The sequence below is a fragment of the Gilliamella sp. B2717 genome, assembly GCF_026536675.1.
In the GTDB taxonomy this organism is placed as follows: domain Bacteria; phylum Pseudomonadota; class Gammaproteobacteria; order Enterobacterales; family Orbaceae; genus Gilliamella; species Gilliamella apicola_I.
In genome coordinates, this window is record NZ_JAFNNQ010000016.1 from 1,672 (window position 1) to 22,165 (window position 20,494).

The following is a 20,494-nucleotide window of genomic DNA, read 5'->3' on the forward strand; positions in this document are numbered from 1 at the left end:
AGTTATAGATTATCACTAATTTACCAATAGTTCAAATTTATCATCTGATTAAAACCGCTAAATAGTTTTATATAAAAATCAATAACATAAATAATTTTTTACTTGAAATTTTCGTTTTAAATTAATATACTGTATTTAATTACAGTATATTAATTTACATTAGGAGCCACAAATGGGTGATATTGAACTAAAAAACGAAATAGTATTGGAACGCGCGGAATTTATCAGCCGATTAATGATTGATTCGTCGTTAACACAGCGTGACGTTCAGATTGGGTTGTGTATACTTCATGAATCGCTGCTGAAAATGCAAAAAAACACTGAACATAAACCTAACGTCAACTCGGATTAACCACATCCAGTGCCAGTTGTGGGTTAATATCACGGCTGGCCAAATAGGTATTTATCCGCCCCAACCCACGCGCACTAGGGCTTAAAACCCGATCAAATTCCGATTTTATCCTAAACGTCAGGCCACATTCAGGATCAGAACACGAACAATATTGGTAATTTAGCAGTTTATGAGTGCGTGCGGTTTTTGTTATCACTGCGCGTTGTCCGCATTCTGGGCAAAATAGTAAAGGTGTTCTGCTCATGTTGTCCCCTAGGTAATTTCTACACGAGCCAATTATAACATATTTTAATCAGACGGCTGTGTAATTACCTCAAAATCAAATAGTAATTTGCTAGAAAATGGGGAATTGATCACGTCTGGATCGTTATTCACGGAATCGCTTATCAAATCTTGCAAAACTTTGGTTTCTGTACTCATATAGTTTTTGCGCAATTTAGTTACATCGCCAGTATTCGACCCGTTGGCAGGAATTACCCCAGATAGACCGGCAGGGAATCGATGCGCGTTCAATAGATCCTGTGCTGAAATGTTTTTGATATTGGCAAATTCGTCTTTGGCCGAGTTTAGATCGCCGACGGGTATTAGTTGTATGGCTTTTTCGCTACCGTCTGGTATGTTAACAAACATATTTTTGAAGTTTCCAACCCCTCTTGAGTTTTCAATCTTTTCTTTTATTTCGTTTTCGATTTCATCGGTCATATTCGGATCGTTAGTGTAAAAAATATAACCCATATGTGCCCCGTTGCTGTAATAACGCCGCCTAAACATTGTCGCCTCGCTATTCAACATTGCGCTATTAACACCGCCCATATAATCGGGGTACCCGTATACGCGTTGCTGTGTATCAGGCATTTTTATTTGTATTACATCATCAAACGGGTAAATAATTGTTTCATTTTTGTTTGGTAAAACCCAACCTGTAATGGCGTCTTCATCATCATTTTTATGTGCTCTCACATACAATGACATTAGCGGAATCAATCCAACAACTGAACCAAATGCATTGCGTAATTTTAATAGATAGCAATCACCAAAAATAATCAGCTCCTGGAATGCGGACATAGCGTCCATTTTGCTAAGTCCGCCGCTTATATATGTGCTTAATAACATATTTCGCCGAGCCTGCACTATTCCGCCATGTTGAGCGTTCATATTCGGCAACTGAGATAATGCTAGTCGATCAACTGGTATTGTATAACAGTTTGATTCGTATTCGTTACGTGTTCCCAGATACGTGGTTAGATCTGTAACAACAATTTCGGGGCGTTCAAATGTGATCGATGTCATTTTTTTTGTTTTTTGATCACGTTTTTTACGATTGAAAAATTTAATCATTTTTGTGTAATCCATGTTGATTTTCGTTGTTTTGTGTTGTTCAGCGGCTCGTTAAACACAGCGTGCGCAATTGCAAAAAATTCGTCTGCGTGTCCTGTTTTTTCTGTTCTGCTTGCAGCGTACGTAATTTGATTTGATTTGGCTGTAGCTTGTTGCTCAATTGACATAAACGCTGTGATTAAGGTTTTTTGCTCCTCGTCCCACTCGATCCGCCCCTCTTCCACTACGTCAACCATTTTTAAAACCAATTGATTTTTTATGCTGACGTTATAGTGGATATCGCGCACTTCACGACGCGCGAATTCTTTTATATGCTCATAAACACCATAGCCGATTCCAGTTATATCTATGCCAATATACGTGATGTTGAATTTTGATTTAATCTTCTTTATCTCGTTGGCCATGTATTTAAAATTCATGCCCCGCCATTGATAAATTGCTAAAATTCGGAATTTTTCATCCGGATGTAATGGCGGGGCCACTAATACAAACGTAGCATTGTCACGCGTTCGACTTGGATCAAAACCAGCCCAAACTTCACGATTGCCAAATGGTCGATCTGCTTTCAAATTCAGATCTTGCCACGAGCTAGCGTCGGTTATGCATTTTTGCAATTTTTCGAAGTCAAATACCCCTTTTCCACTTTCTGCAAATTTACAACAATAGAGGATGTTAAAGGCTTGAGCACTGTTCGAATCTTTCAGATCGTCAATATCAACTTTATCAAAACCAAGTTTTATCGCATCTTCCATTGTGATTAGCAACCGCCAAAATTTGTCGGGACATATTGTGCCGTTCATTCGTAGCGTTTGGTCAGCCGGAAAGTCAATATTTTTACGTTTAGGTGAACCGTCCTTCCATTCCTCGCCCGACCATAATTTAAAGCACGGATGATCTTTGGTGCTTGGTGTTGAAAATAACGTTATTCTAAAATCGCCCAGTGTGGCCATAGCCTTTGCGCCTGTGTACAGGTCGATAAACTTGGACATCCAGAACACTTCATCAAAATACACATTTCCACTATAACTTTGGGCTGTGCTTACGTTATTGGCACATAAGATTAAATTGGCGTGGTTGCTTAAGGTTATAAAGTCGCCACCTTTGATCTCAACCCCGAAAAATTCATCCGCAATACGTTTAATGTACATTGCAAATACGCGGGCTTGGGCTTTAGACGATGATACAAATATCTGGTTATTGCCGGTGAGAACGGCATCTTCAAACGCCTCAAAAGCGAAATAAAATGTGAAACCTATTTGACGGCTTTTTAAAATAAATCGATAACGTGATGCTTGCTTATGCTCTCTAACATAAAGCTGGTGCGGATATAAAAGCGTTTGTGCTACGTCGTCAAAGCTTTCTTTTGTAATGCCTGATACGTCATTTTTTCGGCGTCGGCGGGGCTTTTTGCTCGGTTTTTCGTTTAATTGTTGTAAATTTTGTTCACTATTTACCGCAGTATTAACGTTGTCCGTTAATTCTGTCTTTTTTGGGCTTTTAGAACGAGCATTAACAAGCTTGACGTGCTGAATAACCAAGCTTTCAATCTCTTTTAATTCAAGTTCAGTTTTATCATCTCGACCGATTAATAACGCTAGTCGGCGATTGATCGCATCTTCGACCGACTCTTCACTTAATAGTAACGACCATTTATACTTTTCTGCCCAGTAGTAAACGATCCTTACATTTTTTAAATGTAACGATTTGGCTATCTCTTTTGGCGTGTGACGCTTTAAATATAGCGCCTGCGCTGCTTTAATTAGTTCAGTATTGTATCTCATGTAACTATTGTCTAGTAATCACATAAAACATTCATCAAGCCCTTTTCGGAAAAGGCTTTATATCCGAAACGCATCAAGTGCAAACTAAATTACCAGCCGTTAACATACTCACATCAATGAAATCAATTCAACCAAGTTAAAAATATGGCAGAAATAAAAATTAGTGATTGGTTATGCATCGCGCAGGAGGGTAAAACCATTGACGGTCGAGAAATCAAACGGGAATGGCTCGAAAGCGTTGTGAAAAATTATAGTGCAGAATTATATCAGGCTTTAGTTTGGTGTGAGCATGAAGATCCATTCTGGCGGCAATTTTCTGCCAACTTGGGCACGGTTGAAGAATTAAAGTTAGAGGAAAAAAAAGGGAAGCTAAGGCTGATGGCTCGTTTACGTGCTAACGCTATTCTTCAATCAATGAATGAACAAGAGCAAAAAATCTATTCATCGATTGAAATTTTACCGGATTTCCCCGAAGACGGTGATTTTTACCTTGTCGGGCTAGCTGCAACCGACCAGCCAGCAAGCACTGGCACTTCACGCCTTGCTTTTTCAGCTAATAAACAGGGTTTTCGAGCAGAGCCAGTTTTACTATTTAATTCTGAAAAAAATAATTGCTTACAAAGCAAAAAAATTAATTTATCAAAACTCACTAAAAGAGAGAATTTTAGCATGACACAAGACGAAATTGATGCGCTACTTGCCGAGCTTGAAGAAGCCAAGAGCGCAATTGCAGAACTCCAAGAACAAAATAAGACACTGATTGAACAGCTTGAAAATGGTAACGCCGAAGCAGCACAAGCAACAGCCGAAGAAATTCAAGGCAAGGCTGAGCAGGCAATCGATAACATTGAAGACGCTAAAGAAGCAACCGAAGCCGCGGCCGACAATGCTGAGTTTTCACGAATTAAAAAAGAAATGGCGCAACTCAAAGCAGAGCACAACGCACTAACAGATAAATTTAATGCATTGATGAAAACCCCAGTGAGTCAAAAACCGGGTATTAGTTCACAAACATTTAGCATTGATTTGCACTAAGCACTAATAAACTATGAGATAAAACATATGTTAAATCAAAAAGCAGAACAGTTAATACAAAAATATTGCACGGCACTAGCTAAGCAAGCCGGCGTCATGGATATTACTAAGCAGTTTTCGTTATCTGATCCGATGGATACACGACTTCGTGAGGCTATTTTACACAGCACCGAGTTTTTAAAAATGATAACGTGTTTTGACGTTGATCAACTGAAAGGGCAGGTTGTTGTTACGGGCACTTCTCAATTATTGACGGGAAGAAAGTCAGGCGGTCGATTTATCAGAAAATTGGGCGTAGATGGTAACACTTACGAATTAAGCGAAACCGACTCATGTGCGGCATTAGATTGGGCAACGTTAAGTGTCTGGGCTAATTCGGGCGGTGAGGGTGAATTTTTTCGCATGATGCAGAGTTTCATCGATAAGCAGTTCGCCCTGGATATGCTCCGCATTGGCTTTAATGGTGTCAGTGTTGCAAACACTTCCGATCCCGACCAGTATCCAAATGGTGAAGATGTTAACAAAGGTTGGCATCAAATCGCTAAGGAGTGGAATAACGGATCTCAGGTTTTAACCGGCGGTGTCACTTTAGGTGTTGGTGGAACATATGAAACATTGGATGCCATGGCTTCAGATCTTGTCAATCATCTACCCGTTGAGTGCCGCAACGATCCAAATATCGTGATATTAGTTGGTAGTGATCTGCTTGCGCGTGAACAGTTCCGCTTATATAGCAAAGCCGACACGCCAACTGAAAATCTAGCTGCGGCGCAACTTGATACGATTATCGCAGGTAAAAAGGCCTTTGTTCCGCCATTTATGCCGGGTAAACGAATTGTGGCAACCACACTTAAAAACCTTCATATTTATACGCAAAAAGGATCGCGTCGCCGTGCGGCTGAGGATGTGCAAGACCGCAAGCAGTTCGAAAACAAATACTGGCGTAACGAAGGTTATGCATTAGAAGTGCCCGAGTTGTATGTAGCTATTGATGAAAGTGCAATTTCATTTGTTTAATTTGTATTGCCGCTAGTTTCAACTAGTTTCGACTAGCGGCTTAATAAAGGATGGATTTATGACAGTTGTTTTATCACCATTTCAACAACACCGGGAAAAAGTGGCGCAAATCAGTCAAGAAAAAGCGGTACTAGTTGATTCAAAAGATAGCTTACATATTGTTAATGCTGAGCTTGAACGTGATATCGAATACTTACGTAATTTCGGTAATAACATGGCAGATCGTAATGAATACAAATTAAACGTTGTGTTGCCCAAGTGGCTGCCAAAAGTCGAGCGGTATTTGCAAGAGGGACGAATCTACCCTAACCCAATTTTTGTTTGGTGCATTATTTGGCTGTTTGATACTCAGCAGTTCGATCAGGGTCTCGATTGGGCAGAAATTGCAATAGAGCAAAACCAGGACACGCCGACGGCGTGGAGCATGAAACTGCCAGGTTTTGTTGCTAAAACTGTATTCGAATGGGTAGAGACCACAGCTACTAACGGCCATTCAATCGAGCCATATTTTAGTCGAGTGTTTGATCTGGTAAAAAATAAGTGGCGATTATATGAATCAGATAAGGCTGAATGGTACAAATTTGCTGGTTTATATCTATTACGTGATGAAAACGGCACGCCGAAGGCGACCGCTGTCGATAATGTCAACGTATTAAATCAGGCAAAAGAGTTGTTGACTCAGGCTCAAAATATTTATGCCAAAGTGGGGGTAAAAACCATGCTGGGAAACATTGAACAACGAATTAATGCATTAACCAAATAACAGACTACACACAACCACCAGCGCCCAGCAAACTAGAATTAGTATTTTATTTGCTGAATTCGAAATTTGCGTACGGGCGCTTTTTTAGAGGTTTTTGAGGATATTTATGTTTAGCGGACAGGATTTTAAACAATCAGACATTTACATCAAAAATGACGGTTTTTGGCCCGATCTTAATCTGTCTGATTTTATGATTGAGCGTTCTATGTCGCCTAATATTAATCAACAATTAATACGTGACGCGCTCGTGTCGGCAGTTGTTGAAATCAATTTGACGCTAGAACAATACAAAAAAACACACATTTCTAACGGAGTTAATACAGCATCAAAATGCGGAGTAGTCAGCGTTGATGACATATCATCAACAGTGATTATTTATAAAAAAGCTGTTTTTGCAAGGGCTAAAGCTGATTTAGTCGGTGAATTTGTCAGTATTGCCAGCAGAGATGACAAAATCGGCGAAAACCAAAAGGAAATGAAAGCTGCATTGCTAGCCGAAAGTACAAGAGAACTTCGTAAATTATTGGGTTTACGACGCTGTGGAGTTGCTTTGATATGAGTTTGATTACTGAATTAACCACGTTTTTAAAAGATAACCTGCCTAGCGCTGTTTATCGCGGGCAAAAGTTTAGCTCTTTCATGGACAACTTAGAAATCGATCGGGTATTTAAACTGGTAACAAATCAGCCGACCAGGCAATTATTATGCGCAAAACTTCATTATGACGCAGTTATAACCTTTGATCAGTTTCCATACCGACTGTTTGACCCGTGTTTAGTTTTTGCATTAGTTATGTGCTGGCTAGAAAACAAAAACAGCGATGATGAACAATTTAATAATATCAATCCGGATATTGATGTATCAGAAAACGACGAGCAAACAGCTTACTTAATGATTTCTGTGCCACTATTCGAAAACATTACGTTAATTGAACATGAAAACGGGGCAATACCATATAAAGGTAGGCGATACAGATTAGGTGAAACCAGCATCTGGATGCACCCTGAGGACGTTAATGTCAATGCGAATTAGTGGCGAACTAAATAAAGCTCAGTTAAAACATTTAAGGGCTGAAATAGAACAGATGAATTTAACGCCGGAAAAACGCCAAAGACTACTATATCGCATTATGAAAAATGGCGTAATAGCTGCTACTAATAGAAGCATCAAACAACAAAAATCACCAGGCGGTGAAAAATTTGATAAACGACAGAGTAAACGCAAAGCAAAATTGCTCAGCAAAATAACTAAAAATATAGGTATTAGATCAACTCCATTTGAGGGGAAGGCGTTTTTTAAGGGGCAGTACAAGAGTACTGGCAGCAAGACAATCCCTGTTGGAGTTGTAGCTAAAGTCCAGCAGGACGGACTTAAAATTACACAAAATAAAGGACAATTTACTAATCAAACGAACGATACGCAAAAAGGGTCAATAACGGATAGGCAGGTAAAGCGATTGCGAAAAATGGGGCATACACACCCAAAAAATAAAAAAAAGGTACGCTCATCCGTCAAATGGCTAAGGGTAAATTTAAGTGAAGCGCAGGCTGGTATTGTTATTAAGCAAATGCTAGCTGAACAAGTAAAAAACAATTGGGATATAAAAGTCCCTGGCCGTGAGTTTTTGGGCATTAGCGATGCAGATTTTGAAAAATCAATTAAACGCGAATTACGGAACATTAATTTTGGTGGCAGTAAAAGGGGAAAATTTTAAATGGTTTGGCCAACAATTACAATCAATCAATTAAATTTGTTGCAGGGTGAAACCGATGAGGTTGAACGTCGATTTCTATTTATCGGCAATGCCAACAAAAACAAAGGGAAAATTATTTCAGTCAATGCGCAAACTGATTTCAACAGCGTATTAGGTAATGATGATAGCGCGCTAAAAAAAGGCGTATTAGCAGCACTAGAAAACGCCGGCCAGAATTGGTTTGCTAGTATTGCAATACTCAATGACGGTCAGGACTGGACAGACGCTGTAATGCAGGCGCAAAAGATCGCCTCGTTTGAGGCGGTCGTCTATGCTGAAAATATCAATACGAAATCTGAAATCAATAAGGCTATCTCACTCCGCAAGAATTTAATTGCTAAATACGGACGCTGGGTGCGCTTCATATTGGGCGTGGAGGGTCTGCAATCCAGCGAAACGTGGGCAAAATACGAATCACGATTAGCCACATTGCAAAACGGTATCGCAGAATATGCTATCACGTTGGTGCCTATGATCTGGGGTAATGAGCCGTTTGTTAATGCGGGGCGCTCATGTAATCGTTCTGTAACCATCGCTGATGCGTTGGCGCGGGTTAAAACGGGTGCAGTCAGTAATTTAGGTCGCGACGCCCTGCCCGTTGATGCGGCGGGTATTGAGCTGCCATTGGCGACATTACAAACGTTAAATGCTAACCGCTACAGCGTGCCGATGTGGTACCCAGACTATGACGGCATTTATTGGGCAGACGATCGCACATTAGATGTTGAGGGTGGCGACTATCAATCAGCCGAAACAGTACGCGTTATCGATAAAGTTGCTCGAAAAATTCGATTATTGGCAATCGCTAAAGTTGCGGATTCGTCATTTAACAGTTCAGCCAATTCAATCGCCGTTCACCAGCAGTATTTTGCTAAACCGCTGCGTGAAATGTCAATTACTACGCAAATTAACGGTATTGAGTTTCCGGGCGAGGTCAAAAAACCTCGGGACGGCGATATCGTTATCACATGGAAAACACAAAAAATTGTCGATATTTACGTCGTTGTGCGCACGCGTGATATTCCGATGCAGATCACAATTAGTCTTATGCTCGATGCGTCATTAGGCCAATAAGGGGGAATTAAATGGGTTCAAGAATTACAGGTAAATCTTTCGATGTCAACTATGCGGGTGAGCTGATTCAAGTTAAAAGTATTACGCTAACAATTACAGATAATAGCGCAACCGCAACCACTAACGGCGTGCCGGACGGGCATATAGCCGGATCGGTGTCAGCTGAGGGGGCTATCACGTTAACCAGCAAATATTTTAATAAATTAATCGATATTGCCAGGGCTACCGGATCATTTCGTGATATGCCGGCGGCTGATTTTATGTTCTATGCCAACACCGGCGATGAAGAGCAAAAAATCGAGGCATACGGCTGTAAGCTCAAAATCTCAGATCTGCTCAATGCTGATAAATCCAGTGACGATGAAACTACGCATACTGTCGATTATCTGGTGACGTCACCCGATTTTATCAGCATTAACGGAGTGCCGTATCTATCAGCAACAGATACACGCAATTTATTAAATAACTAGGTTTTGATGATGACTAATGAAGAATCGTTATTAGTAAAGATTGGGCTGGTGGGGTTTATGCTCGGCATAGCTAAATTGTTAGCAGGAGACGAGGCGATCACGTGGCGAAAAGTTGTTGGCAGGTCGTTGCTTGGTACCGGCTCCTCACTGATTGCTGGATTAATCATGATCCCCCACCCTAACGCGCCGCAATTGGTTGTTGTTGGAGCCGCGGCGTTGTTAGGTATTTTAGGGCATTCATTAATTGAATGGGTTGTTATCACCTATATAGATAAGAAGAAAGAGGATAATAAATGAATTTGTCACAACACTTTAAACTTTCAGAATTTGCGTGTAAATGCGGTTGCGGCCGTGACGATATCAATCCGAAATTGATTGATGTGCTAGAGGATTTGCGGATTCATTTTAACACCCCAATCTACATTAACAGCGGTTGCCGATGTCCACAGCATAATCAATCCGTGGGCGGAACGCGGCACAGCCAACATATATTAGGTAACGCGGCTGACATTAGCGTCCAGCGTGTTAATCCTAAATCTGTGGCTGATTATTTGGAAACCAAATACCCGGATAAATTCGGCATCGGTCGCTACAAAACATTTACCCACATTGACGTCAGAGCAATTACGGCGCGCTGGGGTTCAAATGAATAAAAAAAGGCTGGCAATTATTGGTGTTTTTGTATTAATGATTTTCGGATTCGGTGTTTATTTTGAGTCATTACAAAATGATAGCAAATCATTAAAACAAATAAACAAACTGAACTTTGACACACGGCAATATCAATCAGTTATTAACAATAAATCGCACGAGCTGGAAATAAAATTACAACAGGTAAAAACGTATGAAAGACAAAATCGTAAAAAAACGGCGGCCGTTAGCCCTGTTGCTAATTCTCATTGCATTGGTTCTGATTTTGTCGAGCTGTTCAATCAGCAAACAGCAGAATACGAAAATATTTTATCAACAAAACACGTTAACGAAATGCGTTGAGGCATTGCCGCGCATCGAAAATAACACGGCATCGGCAATACAAAACGCATTAATTGAATGGCGCAATATTTATATTGACTGCGCGCTTAGACACAACATTTTAATTGAAACAATAATCGAGGTAGAACATGAAAATCACGTTAACCATTAACGGTACAGATGTCACATTTGAGCCAACAAAATTGGCATACAACTCGTATATCAATGATATCACGATGAACGATAAAGTTGCACCGGCGACTAATTTTTTACGTCGTACTGTTGTTCCCGAAGATAAAGATAAACTGAACGAGATCCTAGAAAAACACGTCGGCGCGGCATTACAAATTATTGAGAAAATTATTAAACAATTTGTTCCCGATTTGGAAATTGAGATAAAAAACTAAACAGGCGAGTTAGTAAAATTAGCAAAAATTCGTTGGAACAACTGCTAATTTTGCGCCGCTACTATTTGCCTACTGAGGACGATAGCAGCGAAAACCTCGCCCGTGCAGCATGGTTAGATAATCATTTATCCGAGGTAACGGCTGCGGCAGTGGCTAACGGTATAGGTAGAGCATTTAAGGGCGTTAAATAATGTCATCATCATTAGATTTTACAATTAAATTGACGGATCGCGTTACAGCACCGCTTAAACGTGTTCAGGCACAATTTAAATCATTTAATGCGACCGCGGCCAATTCGTTTAAAAAAATTGGTGGCGGCGGGCTGGCGCTGTTTGCCGTTGCTAAAAGTATCACCGCCCTGCTATCTCCTACCGAGGAAATGGATCGAGCATTGAAAAACGCCAGTATCGGCGGTGTTTCGTCAATTAATGAACTGCGCGCAGCGGCTAAAAAATTTAGCGCTGAGTATGGTACCAGTGCGCTTGATTTTGTTAGCTCCGCATCGTCGATTAAAGGGGCGCTATCCGGTATTAGTGATGTCGACGTACCGCAGGCTGTAGCTGCAATGAATATGCTGTCAAAAGCTACCGGCGAAAGCGTGGACGTATCAACCTCATACATTGAACAAATGGCGTCAAATTACAAAAATACGGCTAATAAAATTGGTCAACTCAATTTCGCCCGGCATGCGGCCGGTATCGCTGCGTACGCTAAAAATAATTTTAATGTCTCTACCCAGCAACTGCAAAGTATGATGCAAAGCACTAAGGGGGCGGCCGCTAATAACGGCGTGGGTATGGGGGAACAGGCGGTTGTTCTGGGTCTGGCCAGTAAAAGTTTGGGGAATGGTGCGGCAAAATCGTATGCAGCTCTTTACAAAAATTTAGGCGCCGCTGGTCGGGAGTTAGGACTATCGTTTGCTGATGCTAACGGCAAAATGCTGTCAATGCCCGAAATTATTGCAAAAATTCAGGGTAGATTCGGTAAGGATTTGTCAACGAACATTAAAGCCCAACGAGAATTGGATCAGGCTTTCGGGGCTGGCGCTGATATTGTTCGGGTGCTCTCGAATAATTTTGATGAACTACAACAACACACCAAGGAGATTGGCCGCGGTCAGAATTTTAAACTAATGCAGCGAATGGCCGAGGCGAATGTGAAACCGCTCGATCGTCTCAATGCTCAGTTCGTGAATATAAAGGAATCTATCGGCCGAGCGATATTACCGGTGTTAAAACCGGTAATGGATACCGTCGGCGGTTTGATAGGGCGGTTTGCTAAATGGATGGAAATGTTCCCAAATTTAGCTAAATGGCTAGGCGTAGTCACCGTGGCGTTTATGGGGCTGGCTGCTGTGGCCGCGATTTTCGCAATTATTTCTGGGGTCATCTCGTTATTGTGTTCCCCAATTATGTTAATCGTTTTGGCAATCGGTGCAGTAATCGCTGTTTGTTGGATTTTTCGAGATAAAATCGGCGCTGTTATCAATTGGGTTATTGATAAATTTCAGGCGTTTTGGGCAGCGCTTAGTCAAACGTGGTTTATTCAGGCGTTGATAAAATTTTTCCAATTTCTGGGGGCGGTTTTTTCGGCTGTTTGGCGTGGGATTTCTGCGGCGTTTGATGCATGGATATCAGTAATTGGCTGGCTGTTTAATACAATTGTTTCGGCATTTTCAGTCATAATCGACGTTATAGGGGATTTTTGGAACAGCATCCGTGACACCTGGATCATTAATCTGCTGGTCGATAGTTTCAACTGGTTGTTCGATCTGGTGTGTTCTGGTTGGGATCTGATTATGTCGGCGTTCGACGCGTTGGTTGACGGGCTGTGTGCTGCCTGGGATTGGTTTGTGGGATTTTTTACCGATTTTTCGTTTTTTGATTCGTTTTCTGAAATCGGGAGCGCGTTGATCGGGATGTTCTCGAACACCTGGAAAAGAGTTAAAAATATGGGGATCGCTGTTATTAACACCATTATCGAGGGGCTTAACTACATACCGGGCGTAAATATTGAGCTGCTAGAATACGAGAAAATTGACGAGCCGGAACGCACCCCCGTCAACCCTGCTAAATCGCCGATTACTAGCACTGTTGTTAGTGAAATAGAGCCTGGAGGATTGTCTCGTGAAATTCGCAATAACAAATCTCAATCTATCGATAATAGTAAAAATATTCAATCGGTTACTATAAACAACGCGCAGCCACTGACGCCTGCGCAATTACAAGAATGGGAGACGCTATATGCTGGATAAATACGTTGATTTGTTCATAGCTGATCGTGATTTTTCGTTGAATAGTGGTTATGAGCCCAATTTGGCAAAAAATCAGCATAGCATAGGTCAGGATGTCAAACACTCAATTATTGAGAGCGGTTTGGCTACTGAATTAGTTGCTGAACGATCGCCTACAATGCGTTATGACGTATTCACGAAAATCATTCTTTTAGTTGAACGCGATCGCAGGATAGTGCCTGGCACTGTTCGCATCACAGAGGAAACATCTGAACGGCTATATTTAACTGCTGACACGTACGAATTTGGAAAAATTGGAGTAACAATCGATGGTTGATTATCAGAAAACGTTTGAAAAAATCCTGCACGACCATGGTATGCCTATTGACGAGAACGCCGTACGCAGCGAGTTCGAGGAGTTGGCCAAGGCTGAGGGGCTGATTACCAACACGTCGAAATATTCGCCGTTTTGGCGTCTAATTTTAGCTATTGTCATTCAACCCTATATTTGGCTAAAAAATGCATTTATCAAAAACGTGTTGATGAACATGTTTTTAATGACAGCCCGCGGTCAATTTTTAGATTTGTTTGCTAATGCTGTTAATTTAGAGCGTAAACCAGCAACAGCGGCAACAGGTGAAATTCTATTTACTAAATCAAATCAGAATCTATCGGTGGTTATACCTGCGGGCACTGTCATCAGTTCTCCAGAAATTAACGGGGTTGCATATCAATTACAAACCACTCAGGAGTATAGTATCCCTGTTGGCGTTGAACGTGCACGTGTTCCTGTGGTGGCAGTCGGCAGCGGTGAAAATTACAATTTAGCCGCAGGTTATTATCGTTATTTGGTTGAACAGATCGACGGCATAACAGTTACCAATGATGACAATTGGCTGATCTCTCCGGGCGCTAATATTGAATCAGATGATGATTTACGAGAACGCGTCAGAAACCAGTACAATTTTGTCGGGCATTACCATACAGATGCGGTTTACCGTGGTATTGTGACAACAATTACCGGGATATCAACTAAACAAATCTATTTTGTTCACGATGCGCCTCGTGGCCCCGGTACGGCTAATCTGTATCTATTATTAAACGATGGCGTTGATTCGACCTATTTTATAGACAGGGTAAACGCCCATATTATGGGGCACGGCTACCGTGGTCACGGTGATGATTTGCGTTGTTTTGCGATACCAGATAAAAAAATTGATATTAACGTCAAATTGTATTTTGAACGTGAACAACAACCAACTGACGTAAATCAATATGTATTCAACGTTGAGAATTTTATTCGTTGCGCGTTTCGTCAAAACAATGACTACAACGTAACACCAGTAAACGCGTTTTCCCGTTTTAGTATCTCAAAATTAAACGAGGAACTACATGATCAGTTTCGCGAATTGCATTCGATTGTATTTGACGTTGGCGATATTGTCAGCGAATTAGAGGTACCTCGACTGCGAACACTAAAAATCAGTACCGAGATCGCAGAATGAAATTACAAATTAAATTGCCAATTTGGATGAACAGGGGCGAGCCGTTAAAACTGGCTAACGCCGCAGTTCAATACTGGGAGCGGATGCATAAATGGTTACAATTCCCCATTTTGCAGTTCGACCCGCTAACCTGTGACGATAGGCTGTTATTTTTATATGCGTATCAACGAGACATTCAACGACTGAATAATGAGCCGCTATCGCTATACCGAAAGCGCATTAAGTATGCGCACTCTAACGCCGCTGATTCTGGATCCGTTGTCGGGTTTAAAAATATATTTGAACGGTTAGAAATTGGTACAGTTCAAATACTGGAACGTCAGCACGGCTACGATTGGGATGTCATTATTCTGAGATTATCAGATAACCAGTTAACAAATAATCGTGAATTATTAACTGAAATTATCAGACAGTACGGCCGAACGTGCAGGCGGTATTATTTTGAGATTGTCCACACGCAACCAATCCGTTTCAGTTGTGGCGAGTTCAATAATAATCAGCGTTACAACGGATCTAAATTTGATTTTAAACGAACACACCTGTCAGCGGTAATTGTTAGCGTTGGCGGATTTGGTGAAATAAAAACTCTACGGGGCACAAAATGAGCAGAACGGCGATAATAAAAACAGGCGAACAATTTTTTATGCGGCAATTGAGCCAATCCCAACCGATAACGTTGGATCGGGTGATTTTTGCAAATATTGACGGAGTTAACGGGGATACCGATATCGATTTTAACGGTTTGATGCCGTCCGCTGATCAGGTTGTACACACAGCACCTGTCACGCAGACCGGTTTATTAAACGATAGAACCGTGGTTTATTCGGTTATTTTAGATACCAGTGTCGGGGATTTTTTGTTTAACTATATCGGGTTGATCAATGCGGAAACCAACACGTTGTGCCTGGTGATGCACACAGATTTAACCAAAAAAATTAAAACCGCTGGACAACGACAGGGTAATACTATCACTGAATCAATTTGGTTAGAAATCGATAACGCGTCTGAATCAACGGGGATTACAGTTAATGCAGAAACCTGGCAAATTGACTACTCAAAACGATTGGAGAGTGAGGATGAGCGCGTCCGATTAACGAACTATGATTTATACAATCGTTTAGCAATTCATAGTGGTTTTGAAATAACAAAAAATGTTAATCAATTGACCGTGTCATCAGGTTTGGCATATGTTGCCGGTTTGCGTGTTGAACACAAAACTGAAACCTCGATAAACATTGAACGCAATCAATCGCTATATATTGATGCGTGGCTGGCTGGTACCACAACTGGCGCATGGTCAGTAAACTATAATTTAATTACAGGTACAAATTTACGGGATTACGAACACGACGGTTTTTCTCATTATGTTGAGCGCATCGCCTCAGTTGATAACGGGGGTCAGCTGATTGTTGTTAAACCGAAATCATTTGTCACCACGTCCGATCGTGCGTCAACTGACAACTGGGGGATTATCAGACTCAGCTCGGCAACAAATAGCGAATCTGAATTAGAGGCGTCCACACCGCTGGCCGTAAAAATCACTCACGATCTGGCATCGTCAGCGAATGATAGCGCTAGTCACGCACACGAAAAATTGTCCGCTATTGAGCCGGTTGTGTCCCAGTTGCACGATAAAATATCTATTAACAACAACAAAACCACAATTTTTTCACCCAATAAACAATTTGGGTACGTCATTGACAATGACGGCACGATTGGTCGCTGCGATAGCGACAACCGTTATTCATGGGCGTTTGATCGTTCAGGCGTTTTGACAGGCGGACGAGTGCCGGCAGCAAACGTTATCGATTTATCAAAACACGTTGAACAATTATTTTCGCAGGGCTGGAGCGATCACGCCGGTTTTGTTAAATTGCCGTCTGGGGTTTTGATCCAGTGGGGGCAGGTCGATTATTATGAATCATGGGGAGCGAATGGCGGTGTTGGTAGTTTTTTTACTACGTTTCCTAACGCATGTCTGTCTATCGTGTGTAGTGACCGCGACGCTGGTGCACACTCGATCGGTGCGTGGCCAATATCACGATCTCAATTTAAATTCTGGGGTCGTTCCAGCGAGACGTCTTTTAAAAACTCAGCCATAACGTATTTAGCTATAGGGGTATAAAATGAGATTTTTTTTCGATCACGATTCCAATTCATTTTACATTGACGTTGTCAACGATTCGATCCCACACACGGCGATCGAAATCACTCAGCAACAACATCACGATTTATACGCTGCAATCAACGCTGGTTGCGTTATATTTGATGATTTGACGTATTCAGCGCCTAGACCGTCTCAATTTCATGAGTGGGACGGCCAGCAATGGGTTCATAATGTTTCTAGCTCTGATCGTTATATCATTGAGCAGAATCAGACTGTGAAAAATTTATTGATTTCTGAGGCTAACGAACAGATAGCTGTGTTACAGGATATTATCGATCTCGATATGCGGTTCTCAGATGAGGAGCGGCAGCTCAAACAGTGGAAAAAATACAGGATTTTGTTGACGCGTATTAACGCGAATCAAACTGAAATAAATTGGCCAGCGAAACCGGAATAATCAAATGTGGTGTGATAAAAAATTTTCATTAGCAAAATATCAACAGATGAATTTTGAGGCTATAGCGATAGAGCCGTATAGAATTACTAATACCAAATTTTTATCCCCCACAGAGGCGATTAACGCACTGCAACGCCAGATCGACAGCATAACGCCGGTTGCTGTTATGATGGTTTCGTCTGTAACAGAAGCTGATTTTATTCACAGGTTAACGGCGTTTAGCCGGTGCTGGGATTTGCCAGAAATTACGCGCGCATTGAGAACGGCCAAAACTGTGCAGGATTTGGAAATAACAAAAATGGTTATCCCAAGCCCTGCCGATCGCAGGGTGGTCAAACAATTGTCATCTAATAATACTCGTGCAATTGTTAACGCTCAAACGTTGAAATCGGCACAACAATGCCCTCGGTCGTCAATAAATAGCGTCATGCGTGAACTGCAACAGTTTGCACAGAAAAAATCTGAAATTTTAAATAGTGTCGCAGACAATACGGCATCATTAACTGGCGGTAGTATTGATATTAATTTTTTCTACGGTTTGCCTAGTGACCTCTGTAAAAATTTGCCCAACAGAGAACATGTTTTTACGTTTTTGTTGGCATTTTCAGATATTAATTTAACCCCCGTTTTGGAGCTAGTGTATGATCGAAAACTCGTCAACCAATAACGGTTCGTCAGGACGCGTTGATAATATTGTATTGGCGTTGGATGGTGAATCAATCACATTGAAAAACCCGTCAATTTCTGTTGAGTATGATTTGCCGGAAGAAGACCAGTCGGGACAATCGTCATCGACTAATAGCAGTGAAAAAGGCATCAAACCAAAAAAGCTTAATATTAGCGGGTTAATTGAATACTCAACGCCGGATCGGCTCAGCCGTTTAATTGAATTGTCGTATCAAACAGAAAATGGCGGTGCAAAAAAAATATATCGTATTGCCAACGCTACGGCTAACGTCATCAATCTACGTGAGGCTGTTTTCAGCGGAAAAGTTTCGGTTTCCCCTCATTCGTCACTGCTCGCGTGGCAAATAGGATTTTCTCTATCAGAGCGGAAATCTGTCCCCGAAAAACGAGAAACTCGCGCGCAACAATTAGCGGTAGAAAATGGTGATGAACACGTCGGGGCGATAATTGAAGAGGTACCAGACGAGCAGGAAGAGGCGGCGGATCTTTCTTGGTTTGAACAAAATGTTTTAGCCCGTGCTAATGATGCGTTAGGGTAGGTAGTCCGATGAAAATACATAAATATGCAGTTATCAATAGCGAGCGCATTCAGATTATTGATTGTAATATCGTTTTGGAATTAAATTCGTGTGGACGTGGTTTTATTACCGTCCCTGCTAACGATTCATACATAAACAAAACGGTTATTGTAAACGTTGGATACGGCAATGATTTGCAGCGATTTTTTACAGGATATGTCGAGAGTGAACAACCTGCGGCACGCAACACTAAAAAATTATTTGTTCGTGAATTAATCGGTTGTTATCAACAAACGATTAACTGTTCATTTCAACATCCGACATTAAAAATTGTCACTGAATATCTAACGTCAAAAAACGGTTTACAATTCGATTTGCCAACCGCTGATTATATCAACATTAAAATCCCTCATTTTAAACACGCAGGAACGGGTGATCATCTATTGCGCGAAATTGGCAGAGCGTTCAGCATTCCGGAATACGTATTTTTTCAAACACCAACAGGCAAAATCTATTGCGGTAGTTATAGTGACAGCTATTTTTCTGATAAAAATATCGATTTGGGCGACAATTTAAATAAAATTTCGTCGTCTACCGCTGGATCAAATATGGTGGAAATTCCACTGGTACCAAAATTACGCCCAGGTGTGAAAATCAACGGCAAAAAAATCACTACTGTAAATTTGATTAACGATAATATGACGATCTCGTTTGAGGATATCGCGGTTAAAAAATCAGCATCACGCCGTCAAATAGAACGAGAATTCCCAGAGTTGGCAGGCGGCTATCACCTGTCAAAATTAGCCCGGGTTGTCGCAATTTCGGACGAATCCGATCTGGGCGATATTTCCACCCCGTTTCGCCCTAAATACGCAGTAAACGTACAATTGCTGGACGAGAACGGCGCAGAATCTAAAACACCAGTTTATAAATCAGTTCCGCTGCCGGTAACAAATATTGGATCCGAGGGAGGCTCGTATCACTATCCCGAGGTTGGTACCGAGGTTGAGGTCGGTTTTATTAACGGCAAACCAGACCAGCCAGTAATACGCAATATTTACCCAAACAACAAAACAATGCCCGCCATCAAAAAAAACGAACATCTGCTACAGCAGCGTGCAGAGGTTTTTACTAAAATTGACCACGTAGGCAACATGACCCGCGAGAGCGATCAGACGGTAACTGATAACGCCCGCGATTATTGTTTAAATAGTGATTCGTCAACAGAAAAAACAACAACCAAAACAGTTTCGGTTGCTGCAAATTATACAGTTAACGTCTACAGTAATTACAAATTGTCCGCTAACACGATTAGTGCAATTTCGTTAAGTGATTTTACAGTCGGCACCAGCTCGAACCAGGTGCAATACGTGGGCAAAAATTACACATTGAACGTTGACGGGGATCAGTGCGTCCAAATAAAACAAAATTGTGATTTAACGGTGACTAATAGTATCACAACCACCGCTAGAGAAATTCGTGAAACGGTTGCCACTATTCGTCAGTCAATAGCCGGTGCCCAACAACAAATACTGGCGCCGTCGGTTTGGTTGGGATCGTCAACAATAAATATTTCGCAATTAATGTTGGATACATTAGAATTGATTGAACGCCTCGCAGAGCTGACCGCTCAGCATACACATCCAAATACCAGCCCTCCTACAAATTCGGCGGCAATTAACGGCGTTAAATTAGATGCTCTCAAATTGGACGAAAAATATTCGCCAATTATAGCTAAATAGTCGTTGTTTTGATTAGCTCCTGTTGGCGCGTTCTATTGCGTTCTGATACATCAAAATAGCGTTTTCGATTATTTTCGATTGTGGCGCGCCTGTCTGTTTGCTCAGTTCAGATATAAGTTCAATGGTTTCAATTGTCAATTTGTATCCCTTCGGTTTTACCCCCCTCTTTTCATCACTACGTTTTTGAATTTCTGATTTCGATAACGCCATGTTAGACCCCTATTGATTTTTAATTAATCAATTGATATATTAGGATCATCGGTGGGGTGGCACCCCCACCTTT

27 protein-coding genes are annotated in these 20,494 nt (G+C 41.4%); 23 read left to right on the forward strand and 4 right to left on the reverse strand.

The features are described from left to right. Nucleotides 1-172 precede the first annotated feature (172 nt). Nucleotides 173-352, forward strand: a complete 180-nt coding sequence (locus J3U35_RS03205; protein ID WP_267359524.1) for a hypothetical protein — start codon at nucleotides 173-175, stop codon at nucleotides 350-352. Here the strand turns inward: J3U35_RS03205 and J3U35_RS03210 are convergent. Genes J3U35_RS03210 through J3U35_RS03220 form a run of 3 tightly spaced genes read right to left on the reverse strand, consistent with a single transcriptional unit; the run spans nucleotide 339 to nucleotide 3,471 of the window. Continuing rightward, nucleotides 339-596, reverse strand: a complete 258-nt coding sequence (locus tag J3U35_RS03210; RefSeq protein WP_267359526.1) for an ogr/Delta-like zinc finger family protein — start codon at nucleotides 594-596, stop codon at nucleotides 339-341. The genes J3U35_RS03205 and J3U35_RS03210 overlap by 14 nt on opposite strands. Before the next feature lie 44 nt (nucleotides 597-640). Continuing rightward, the gene (locus tag J3U35_RS03215) at nucleotides 641-1,705 is read right to left on the reverse strand and encodes a phage portal protein (RefSeq protein WP_267350833.1); all 1,065 of its coding nucleotides are present in this window, start codon (nucleotides 1,703-1,705) and stop codon (nucleotides 641-643) included. Beyond that, nucleotides 1,687-3,471, reverse strand: a complete 1,785-nt coding sequence (locus J3U35_RS03220) for a terminase large subunit domain-containing protein (protein WP_267359528.1) — start codon at nucleotides 3,469-3,471, stop codon at nucleotides 1,687-1,689. The genes J3U35_RS03215 and J3U35_RS03220 overlap by 19 nt, the downstream gene beginning before the upstream one ends. Before the next feature lie 144 nt (nucleotides 3,472-3,615). Between J3U35_RS03220 and J3U35_RS03225 the strand changes: the two genes are divergently transcribed. The 22 genes from J3U35_RS03225 (at nucleotide 3,616) to J3U35_RS03330 (ending at nucleotide 20,211) form a co-directional block, all read left to right on the forward strand. Next, the gene (locus tag J3U35_RS03225; protein WP_267359530.1) at nucleotides 3,616-4,506 is read left to right on the forward strand and encodes a GPO family capsid scaffolding protein; all 891 of its coding nucleotides are present in this window, start codon (nucleotides 3,616-3,618) and stop codon (nucleotides 4,504-4,506) included. A gap of 27 nt (nucleotides 4,507-4,533) precedes the next feature. Beyond that, entirely contained in the window at nucleotides 4,534-5,523 is a 990-nt protein-coding gene (locus tag J3U35_RS03230) for a phage major capsid protein, P2 family (RefSeq protein ID WP_065558322.1), read from the forward strand. 58 nt (nucleotides 5,524-5,581) lie between these two features. Continuing rightward, entirely contained in the window at nucleotides 5,582-6,286 is a 705-nt protein-coding gene (gene gpM, locus J3U35_RS03235) for a phage terminase small subunit (protein WP_267359532.1), read from the forward strand. A 106-nt stretch (nucleotides 6,287-6,392) separates the two neighbouring features. Continuing rightward, complete coding sequence (locus J3U35_RS03240) at nucleotides 6,393-6,845, forward strand: head completion/stabilization protein (RefSeq protein WP_267359534.1); 453 nt, start codon at nucleotides 6,393-6,395, stop codon at nucleotides 6,843-6,845. Beyond that, a complete protein-coding gene (locus tag J3U35_RS03245; protein ID WP_267359536.1) occupies nucleotides 6,842-7,318 on the forward strand; it encodes a phage tail protein in 477 nt (158 codons plus the stop codon). The genes J3U35_RS03240 and J3U35_RS03245 overlap by 4 nt, the downstream gene beginning before the upstream one ends. Next, entirely contained in the window at nucleotides 7,302-8,000 is a 699-nt protein-coding gene (locus J3U35_RS03250) for a hypothetical protein (RefSeq protein WP_267359538.1), read from the forward strand. Before J3U35_RS03245 ends, J3U35_RS03250 begins: the two co-directional genes overlap by 17 nt. Continuing rightward, nucleotides 8,001-9,113 (forward strand): DUF2586 domain-containing protein, encoded by a 1,113-nt coding sequence (locus J3U35_RS03255; protein ID WP_267359540.1) that lies wholly within the window; start codon nucleotides 8,001-8,003, stop codon nucleotides 9,111-9,113. 11 nt (nucleotides 9,114-9,124) lie between these two features. After that, a complete protein-coding gene (locus J3U35_RS03260) occupies nucleotides 9,125-9,583 on the forward strand; it encodes a phage protein (RefSeq protein ID WP_267359543.1) in 459 nt (152 codons plus the stop codon). Between the two features lie 9 nt (nucleotides 9,584-9,592). Then, entirely contained in the window at nucleotides 9,593-9,880 is a 288-nt protein-coding gene (locus J3U35_RS03265) for a holin (RefSeq protein WP_267350823.1), read from the forward strand. Next, nucleotides 9,877-10,236, forward strand: a complete 360-nt coding sequence (locus tag J3U35_RS03270) for a D-Ala-D-Ala carboxypeptidase family metallohydrolase (RefSeq protein ID WP_267359545.1) — start codon at nucleotides 9,877-9,879, stop codon at nucleotides 10,234-10,236. Before J3U35_RS03265 ends, J3U35_RS03270 begins: the two co-directional genes overlap by 4 nt. Further along, a complete protein-coding gene (locus J3U35_RS03275) occupies nucleotides 10,229-10,576 on the forward strand; it encodes a hypothetical protein (RefSeq protein WP_267359547.1) in 348 nt (115 codons plus the stop codon). The genes J3U35_RS03270 and J3U35_RS03275 overlap by 8 nt, the downstream gene beginning before the upstream one ends. Before the next feature lie 128 nt (nucleotides 10,577-10,704). Beyond that, nucleotides 10,705-10,962, forward strand: coding sequence for a putative phage tail assembly chaperone (locus J3U35_RS03280; RefSeq protein WP_267359549.1), 258 nt, complete (start codon nucleotides 10,705-10,707; stop codon nucleotides 10,960-10,962). 50 nt (nucleotides 10,963-11,012) lie between these two features. After that, nucleotides 11,013-11,153: a DUF6890 family protein gene (locus tag J3U35_RS03285; RefSeq protein WP_267359551.1), complete on the forward strand. Its 141-nt coding sequence runs from the start codon at nucleotides 11,013-11,015 to the stop codon at nucleotides 11,151-11,153. Beyond that, complete coding sequence (locus J3U35_RS03290; RefSeq protein ID WP_267359552.1) at nucleotides 11,153-13,216, forward strand: phage tail tape measure protein; 2,064 nt, start codon at nucleotides 11,153-11,155, stop codon at nucleotides 13,214-13,216. The genes J3U35_RS03285 and J3U35_RS03290 overlap by 1 nt, the downstream gene beginning before the upstream one ends. After that, a complete protein-coding gene (locus tag J3U35_RS03295; protein WP_267359554.1) occupies nucleotides 13,206-13,532 on the forward strand; it encodes a DUF2590 family protein in 327 nt (108 codons plus the stop codon). The genes J3U35_RS03290 and J3U35_RS03295 overlap by 11 nt, the downstream gene beginning before the upstream one ends. Next, nucleotides 13,525-14,700 carry a baseplate J/gp47 family protein gene (locus tag J3U35_RS03300; RefSeq protein ID WP_267359556.1) on the forward strand — a complete coding sequence of 392 codons (1,176 nt, stop codon included), beginning with the start codon at nucleotides 13,525-13,527 and terminating at the stop codon, nucleotides 14,698-14,700. The genes J3U35_RS03295 and J3U35_RS03300 overlap by 8 nt, the downstream gene beginning before the upstream one ends. Beyond that, entirely contained in the window at nucleotides 14,697-15,305 is a 609-nt protein-coding gene (locus tag J3U35_RS03305; protein WP_267359558.1) for a hypothetical protein, read from the forward strand. Before J3U35_RS03300 ends, J3U35_RS03305 begins: the two co-directional genes overlap by 4 nt. Then, the gene (locus J3U35_RS03310; protein WP_267359560.1) at nucleotides 15,302-16,825 is read left to right on the forward strand and encodes a phage tail protein; all 1,524 of its coding nucleotides are present in this window, start codon (nucleotides 15,302-15,304) and stop codon (nucleotides 16,823-16,825) included. The genes J3U35_RS03305 and J3U35_RS03310 overlap by 4 nt, the downstream gene beginning before the upstream one ends. 1 nt (nucleotide 16,826) lies before the next feature. Next, nucleotides 16,827-17,264: a tail fiber assembly protein gene (locus J3U35_RS03315; protein WP_267359562.1), complete on the forward strand. Its 438-nt coding sequence runs from the start codon at nucleotides 16,827-16,829 to the stop codon at nucleotides 17,262-17,264. Nucleotides 17,265-17,268: 4 nt separating this feature from the next. Further along, entirely contained in the window at nucleotides 17,269-17,931 is a 663-nt protein-coding gene (locus tag J3U35_RS03320; RefSeq protein WP_267359564.1) for a hypothetical protein, read from the forward strand. Then, a complete protein-coding gene (locus tag J3U35_RS03325; RefSeq protein WP_267359565.1) occupies nucleotides 17,906-18,490 on the forward strand; it encodes a hypothetical protein in 585 nt (194 codons plus the stop codon). Before J3U35_RS03320 ends, J3U35_RS03325 begins: the two co-directional genes overlap by 26 nt. An 8-nt stretch (nucleotides 18,491-18,498) precedes the next feature. Then, on the forward strand, nucleotides 18,499-20,211 hold the full coding sequence (locus tag J3U35_RS03330; RefSeq protein ID WP_267359566.1) for a hypothetical protein: 1,713 nt from the start codon (nucleotides 18,499-18,501) through the stop codon (nucleotides 20,209-20,211). A 12-nt stretch (nucleotides 20,212-20,223) separates the two neighbouring features. On the opposite strand, the gene J3U35_RS03335 is transcribed toward J3U35_RS03330, so the two are convergent. Further along, a complete protein-coding gene (locus tag J3U35_RS03335; protein WP_267359567.1) occupies nucleotides 20,224-20,421 on the reverse strand; it encodes a ribbon-helix-helix domain-containing protein in 198 nt (65 codons plus the stop codon). Nucleotides 20,422-20,494 lie beyond the last annotated feature (73 nt).

Excerpts from the sequence above, each read along its gene's own strand:
- J3U35_RS03205 (WP_267359524.1), top strand. The coding sequence starts at position 173 with ATGGGTGATATTGAACTAAAAAACGAAATAGTATTGGAACGCGCGGAA.
- J3U35_RS03210 (WP_267359526.1), bottom strand. The coding sequence starts at position 596 with ATGAGCAGAACACCTTTACTATTTTGCCCAGAATGCGGACAACGCGCA.
- J3U35_RS03215 (WP_267350833.1), bottom strand. The coding sequence starts at position 1,705 with ATGGATTACACAAAAATGATTAAATTTTTCAATCGTAAAAAACGTGAT.
- J3U35_RS03220 (WP_267359528.1), bottom strand. The coding sequence starts at position 3,471 with ATGAGATACAATACTGAACTAATTAAAGCAGCGCAGGCGCTATATTTA.
- J3U35_RS03225 (WP_267359530.1), top strand. The coding sequence starts at position 3,616 with ATGGCAGAAATAAAAATTAGTGATTGGTTATGCATCGCGCAGGAGGGT.
- J3U35_RS03230 (WP_065558322.1), top strand. The coding sequence starts at position 4,534 with ATGTTAAATCAAAAAGCAGAACAGTTAATACAAAAATATTGCACGGCA.
- gpM (WP_267359532.1), top strand. The coding sequence starts at position 5,582 with ATGACAGTTGTTTTATCACCATTTCAACAACACCGGGAAAAAGTGGCG.
- J3U35_RS03240 (WP_267359534.1), top strand. The coding sequence starts at position 6,393 with ATGTTTAGCGGACAGGATTTTAAACAATCAGACATTTACATCAAAAAT.
- J3U35_RS03245 (WP_267359536.1), top strand. The coding sequence starts at position 6,842 with ATGAGTTTGATTACTGAATTAACCACGTTTTTAAAAGATAACCTGCCT.
- J3U35_RS03250 (WP_267359538.1), top strand. The coding sequence starts at position 7,302 with ATGTCAATGCGAATTAGTGGCGAACTAAATAAAGCTCAGTTAAAACAT.
- J3U35_RS03255 (WP_267359540.1), top strand. The coding sequence starts at position 8,001 with ATGGTTTGGCCAACAATTACAATCAATCAATTAAATTTGTTGCAGGGT.
- J3U35_RS03260 (WP_267359543.1), top strand. The coding sequence starts at position 9,125 with ATGGGTTCAAGAATTACAGGTAAATCTTTCGATGTCAACTATGCGGGT.
- J3U35_RS03265 (WP_267350823.1), top strand. The coding sequence starts at position 9,593 with ATGACTAATGAAGAATCGTTATTAGTAAAGATTGGGCTGGTGGGGTTT.
- J3U35_RS03270 (WP_267359545.1), top strand. The coding sequence starts at position 9,877 with ATGAATTTGTCACAACACTTTAAACTTTCAGAATTTGCGTGTAAATGC.
- J3U35_RS03275 (WP_267359547.1), top strand. The coding sequence starts at position 10,229 with ATGAATAAAAAAAGGCTGGCAATTATTGGTGTTTTTGTATTAATGATT.
- J3U35_RS03280 (WP_267359549.1), top strand. The coding sequence starts at position 10,705 with ATGAAAATCACGTTAACCATTAACGGTACAGATGTCACATTTGAGCCA.
- J3U35_RS03290 (WP_267359552.1), top strand. The coding sequence starts at position 11,153 with ATGTCATCATCATTAGATTTTACAATTAAATTGACGGATCGCGTTACA.
- J3U35_RS03295 (WP_267359554.1), top strand. The coding sequence starts at position 13,206 with ATGCTGGATAAATACGTTGATTTGTTCATAGCTGATCGTGATTTTTCG.
- J3U35_RS03300 (WP_267359556.1), top strand. The coding sequence starts at position 13,525 with ATGGTTGATTATCAGAAAACGTTTGAAAAAATCCTGCACGACCATGGT.
- J3U35_RS03305 (WP_267359558.1), top strand. The coding sequence starts at position 14,697 with ATGAAATTACAAATTAAATTGCCAATTTGGATGAACAGGGGCGAGCCG.
- J3U35_RS03310 (WP_267359560.1), top strand. The coding sequence starts at position 15,302 with ATGAGCAGAACGGCGATAATAAAAACAGGCGAACAATTTTTTATGCGG.
- J3U35_RS03315 (WP_267359562.1), top strand. The coding sequence starts at position 16,827 with ATGAGATTTTTTTTCGATCACGATTCCAATTCATTTTACATTGACGTT.
- J3U35_RS03320 (WP_267359564.1), top strand. The coding sequence starts at position 17,269 with ATGTGGTGTGATAAAAAATTTTCATTAGCAAAATATCAACAGATGAAT.
- J3U35_RS03325 (WP_267359565.1), top strand. The coding sequence starts at position 17,906 with ATGATCGAAAACTCGTCAACCAATAACGGTTCGTCAGGACGCGTTGAT.
- J3U35_RS03330 (WP_267359566.1), top strand. The coding sequence starts at position 18,499 with ATGAAAATACATAAATATGCAGTTATCAATAGCGAGCGCATTCAGATT.
- J3U35_RS03335 (WP_267359567.1), bottom strand. The coding sequence starts at position 20,421 with ATGGCGTTATCGAAATCAGAAATTCAAAAACGTAGTGATGAAAAGAGG.